At 34.4% G+C, this 4360-nt stretch carries 7 protein-coding genes; all 7 read left to right on the top strand.

Annotated features, from left to right (window positions below):
* The first annotated feature begins 214 nt into the window (after positions 1-214).
* The 7 genes from D8872_RS10475 (at position 215) to pezT (ending at position 4230) form a co-directional block, all read left to right on the top strand.
* Entirely contained in the window at positions 215-856 is a 642-nt protein-coding gene (locus tag D8872_RS10475; protein ID WP_037612723.1) for a hypothetical protein, read from the top strand.
* A gap of 9 nt (positions 857-865) precedes the next feature.
* Positions 866-1951, top strand: a complete 1086-nt coding sequence (locus D8872_RS10480) for a toprim domain-containing protein (RefSeq protein ID WP_125390871.1) — start codon at positions 866-868, stop codon at positions 1949-1951.
* Positions 1952-2001: 50 nt separating this feature from the next.
* Positions 2002-2235, top strand: a complete 234-nt coding sequence (locus tag D8872_RS10485; RefSeq protein ID WP_037612720.1) for a DUF5965 family protein — start codon at positions 2002-2004, stop codon at positions 2233-2235.
* Complete coding sequence (locus tag D8872_RS10490; protein WP_002933294.1) at positions 2232-2615, top strand: DUF5945 family protein; 384 nt, start codon at positions 2232-2234, stop codon at positions 2613-2615. The genes D8872_RS10485 and D8872_RS10490 overlap by 4 nt, the downstream gene beginning before the upstream one ends.
* A 37-nt stretch (positions 2616-2652) precedes the next feature.
* Positions 2653-2925: a hypothetical protein gene (locus D8872_RS10495; RefSeq protein WP_037612719.1), complete on the top strand. Its 273-nt coding sequence runs from the start codon at positions 2653-2655 to the stop codon at positions 2923-2925.
* A 67-nt stretch (positions 2926-2992) separates the two neighbouring features.
* A complete protein-coding gene (gene pezA, locus D8872_RS10500; RefSeq protein WP_125390872.1) occupies positions 2993-3469 on the top strand; it encodes a type II toxin-antitoxin system antitoxin PezA in 477 nt (158 codons plus the stop codon).
* Complete coding sequence (gene pezT / locus D8872_RS10505; RefSeq protein ID WP_125390873.1) at positions 3469-4230, top strand: type II toxin-antitoxin system toxin PezT; 762 nt, start codon at positions 3469-3471, stop codon at positions 4228-4230. The genes pezA and pezT overlap by 1 nt, the downstream gene beginning before the upstream one ends.
* Positions 4231-4360 lie beyond the last annotated feature (130 nt).

Genomic DNA, 4360 nt, shown 5'->3' on the forward strand with positions numbered 1-4360 from the left:
GTCGTTCAATATGAGAAAGAGCTCTTCTCAAATTTTCTTCTTTTAAATTTTTCATAGTTACATTATAAGATGAAGACATCTAGTTTTGATTTTTTTCTCTGAACTGTACGATTTTGCGCCTGAAATGTAGGAATTACCTTTCGTTGTGATGTGATAAAACTTACAAGTTCTTTTTGTTATTCTTGACCTAGTTTTTATAGAAAGAAGGTCTAAGATGTTAAATAAAGTCAAAACTAAAGCCTTAATTAGTGTTGGAGCAGTGGCTGCAACTAGCTTTATTCTCATGATGGGATATACTGCTGGTCAACATTCTACTGCTAAACAAAGTCGCAAAGAAATCGAATTGGCTGCAGCTAAACTTGTAGAGGACAAACAAGAAGAAGATAAAGCCAGCATTTTGTCATCGGATACTGTAAAAGAATTTTTGACTCAGTACTATACGAAAGAAAAGCTCGGAGAAAATAATACACGTATTCAACCTTATATGACTGAATCAGCTTATTCTCAAGAATTGACAAGTCAAAACGATGCCATGAACCAAGTTTATAAGGACTATATTTTGGATTATCATTTTGAAAAAGCTGATATCTTTGTCAATCAGACTACGAATCAAGCTATTGCCATGGTCTCTTATAATGTAACCTATGTATCCGATTTAAAGAATGCCAACCAATCAAAAACCAATCAGACAGAAACAAGAACTGTTAAATTGTCCTATTCGAAACTACCAGGTAAGTTATTGGTCAATCAAGTACAGGTTTGGAAATCTGGGTTAGATGATTTAGATAAGGCAACTCCTAAAACTTTAGAAGAATCATCATCTATTCCATCACTGCCAAATACTACGACAAAATGATGATGTTGCATGGAAATAGAAGAATGTAAGCGAATTTCAATTCTAGATGTAGCCAATCGTTTAGGTATCTCCTTTAAACAAGTTTCGAACAGTGTCTATGAGCATTCTGAACACGATTCATTTCGGATTTTTTCAACTACCAATACTTTTAAATGGTTTTCAAGAGATATTCAAGGTGATGTCATTGATTTTGTTCGACTTGTTAAGGGAATATCCTTTAAAGAAGCTCTAGCCTTTCTTTCTGAAGAACCTTTTCAAAAAGAAGCTGTTCAAGAAAAAAGAGAGAGACCATTTTATTACCCTTTAAAGAGAATAGAAGATTCTAACTGTAGTCTGGCCAGATATTATTTAACAGAATGTAGAGGAATTTCAGAAGAAATCATACAAAAGATGATTCAACAAGGTTTGATGTCACAAGCCAGTTGGAAAACAAATGAAACTGTTGAACCTGTTATTGTTTTTAAAAGCTTTGATCATCGACACAAACTGCAGGCAGCAAGCCTACAAGGGATTTATAAGAATCATTCTATCCCAAGAGAGAGGTTAAAAACGATTCTAAAAGGAAGCCATGGACATGTTGGAATATCCTTTGACATTGGTAAACCAAAAAGACTGGTCTTTTGTGAATCGTTCGTCGACTTGATGAGCTATTACGAACTTCATCAACAAAGTCTATCTGATGTTCGTTTGGTATCTATGGAGGGATTAAAAAAGTCTGTTGTTGCTTATCAAACTTTACGACTGATAGCTGAAGAAAATCAGAAGTTAGAATTTTTGGATACAGTAATACCTTCAAAGTTATTGCCTTTAATCAATACAATTCGTGATACCACCAGCTATTTTGATAATCATCCTGATTTATTGACACTTGCGGTAGATTGTGATGATGCAGGTAAAGATTTTTCTGATAAGTTATCTCAATCAGGATTTCCTGTTTTACTGGATTTGCCTGATAATGAATCTGGGAAAGAAAAAGTAGACTGGAATGATGTCCTTCGAGAAAAGAAATCAGATTTNCAATTTATGCTTGAGACTGCAAAAGAGCAATTGGGGAATCAACCAGTAGGACAAACTTCTCAATGTTTAGAATTGTGATAACAAAATCAAGATGTTTTAGCTAATATTAGAATGAAGGAGGATCGTATATGACCATAATCGAACGCTTAGAAGAAAAGGTCACTAGGCAAGAAAGCAAGGTAGCAAGAGAGACAGAAAAGCTCGCTTCTTACAAAGAGCAACTGGAGACAGCGATGTTTGTGACGTTCAAAAGACGTCAAAGCATTAGTCACATGAGTTTTGAAGAAGCTCTTGACCATGCCTTCGGTAGTGAAAGACAATTCGATGATTCTGAATTTAGAAAGGATGAAATGAGTGAATGACAAAAGATTGGAATTTTAATCAACCATTAGAGAGTAAATCAGAAAATCAAGAAGATCCAGATAAAATTGCGGCCTTATTTGGAAATCATCAAGGAGGTAATGATGTAAATTATGAAGCAGCTTTTCAAAAGCGTAAACAAGCACCTGTGACGGAATCAAATTCTAGTTCTAAACCCAAAGTTACAGAGGTTAGAACAGGAAAAGAGACAGATATCACTACAAGTTATCAGCAACATCTTAAAAGACTTATTGCAGATAACAATAGCGATATTCAAAGTAGTCAAAAGAAAATTGAAGAGCTACATACGTTGATCGACACAAAGAATAAAGACAATAAGAAATTGCAGTCAATTTATGATGCGATTTCCGAATTACACTAAGCAGTCCTGATAGGCTGCTTTTTTTGAGAGGTTATAGATGTTTACAAAACTTTTTAAGAAAAACCAAGACAATAGTGATGTATTTAAGAAGCTAATTCATAGACTATCTGATATGTCTGTACAAGATCTTGAAAAAATAGACCGACTGTTAGATATCATTTTCACTCCAGATCAAGGATCAGAACAACTAAAAACAGAAGCAACTTACAGAGAAGAAACTTTGGACGACACATTAAAGGAAGCTAAGAATCAACTTCATAAGGAACAATTGGAGAAGAATTTAGAGAGATTTAGGAAAAATAGTCAATAACGCACCAAAATTGGTGCGTTCTGCTTTTTTATGCTATAATTGAATTATAAAAATAAAGGAGTTTGCCATGATTGGAAAGAACATAAAATCCTTACGTAAAACACACGACTTAACACAACCCGAATTTGCCCAAATTATAGGAATTTCTCGAAATAGCTTGAGTCGTTATGAAAATGGAACTAGTTCAGTCTCTACGGAGCTAATAGACATCATTTGTCAAAAGTTTAATGTATCTTATGTCGATATTGTAGGAGAAGACAAAATGCTTAATCCTGTTGAAGATTATNAACTGACTTTAAAAATTGAAATAGTGAAAGAAAGAGGTGCTAATCTATTATCTCGACTTTATCGTTATCAAGATAGTCAGGGAATTAGCATTGATGATGAATCTAATCCTTGGATTTTAATGAGTGATGATCTATCTGACTTGATTCATACGAATATCTATTTAGTTGAAACTTTTGATGAAATAGAGAGATATAGCGGCTATTTGGATGGAATTGAGCGCATGTTAGAGATATCTGAAAAACGGATGGTAGCCTAATGGATATCCAAGATTATACTGATAGTGCATTTAAACATGCTTTAGAGCGAAACCTTCGCTCACTGACAAGAGGAAAAAAGTCCAGTAAACAACCTATAGCGATTTTGCTTGGAGGGCAAAGTGGTGCTGGTAAGACTACAATTCATCGAATTAAACAGAAAGAATTTCAAGGAAATATTGTTATCATAGATGGCGATAGTTTTCGTTCTCAGCACCCACACTATTTAGAACTGCAGCAAGAATATGGCAAAGATAGCGTTGAATACACCAAAGATTTTGCGGGAAAAATGGTAGAGTCTCTAGTAACCGAATTGAGTCATTTGGGATACAATCTTTTGATAGAGGGAACTTTACGAACAATTGATGTTCCAAAGGAAACAGCACAACACTTGAAAAGTAAGGGATATGAAGTACAATTAGCCATAATCGCAACAAAGCCCGAATTGTCCTATCTGAGCNCCCTTATCCGATACGAAGAATTGTACGCTATCAATCCAAATCAAGCACGCGCAACTCCAAAAGAACATCATGATTTCATTGTAAATCATCTAGTTGATAATACACGACAATTGGAAGAAATAGCTATCTTTGAAAGAATTCAAATTTATCAACGAGATAGAAGTTGTGTATATGATTCAAAAGAAAATACAGCTCCAGCAGCAGATATTCTTCAAGAGTTACTGTTTGGGGAGTGGAGTCAGGTAGAGAAAGAGATGTTGAAGGTGGGGGAAAAGAGACTTAATGAATTACTTGAAAAATAAACAATTTATATTTTTAGGAGAGTAGAAGTGAGAGGGTTTAATAACAAGATAAAGTCTGTTTATCAAGAACTAACAAATTCCAAAGAGAAATTCGGTAGCTTTCACAAGACTTTAATTCATTTGCATACAC

This window comes from Streptococcus cristatus, from assembly GCF_003943815.1.
GTDB lineage: Bacteria > Bacillota > Bacilli > Lactobacillales > Streptococcaceae > Streptococcus > Streptococcus cristatus_F.

Coding starts and splice junctions, on each gene's coding strand:
- D8872_RS10475 (WP_037612723.1), top strand. CDS start 215: ATGTTAAATAAAGTCAAAACTAAAGCCTTAATTAGTGTTGGAGCAGTG.
- D8872_RS10485 (WP_037612720.1), top strand. CDS start 2,002: ATGACCATAATCGAACGCTTAGAAGAAAAGGTCACTAGGCAAGAAAGC.
- D8872_RS10490 (WP_002933294.1), top strand. CDS start 2,232: ATGACAAAAGATTGGAATTTTAATCAACCATTAGAGAGTAAATCAGAA.
- D8872_RS10495 (WP_037612719.1), top strand. CDS start 2,653: ATGTTTACAAAACTTTTTAAGAAAAACCAAGACAATAGTGATGTATTT.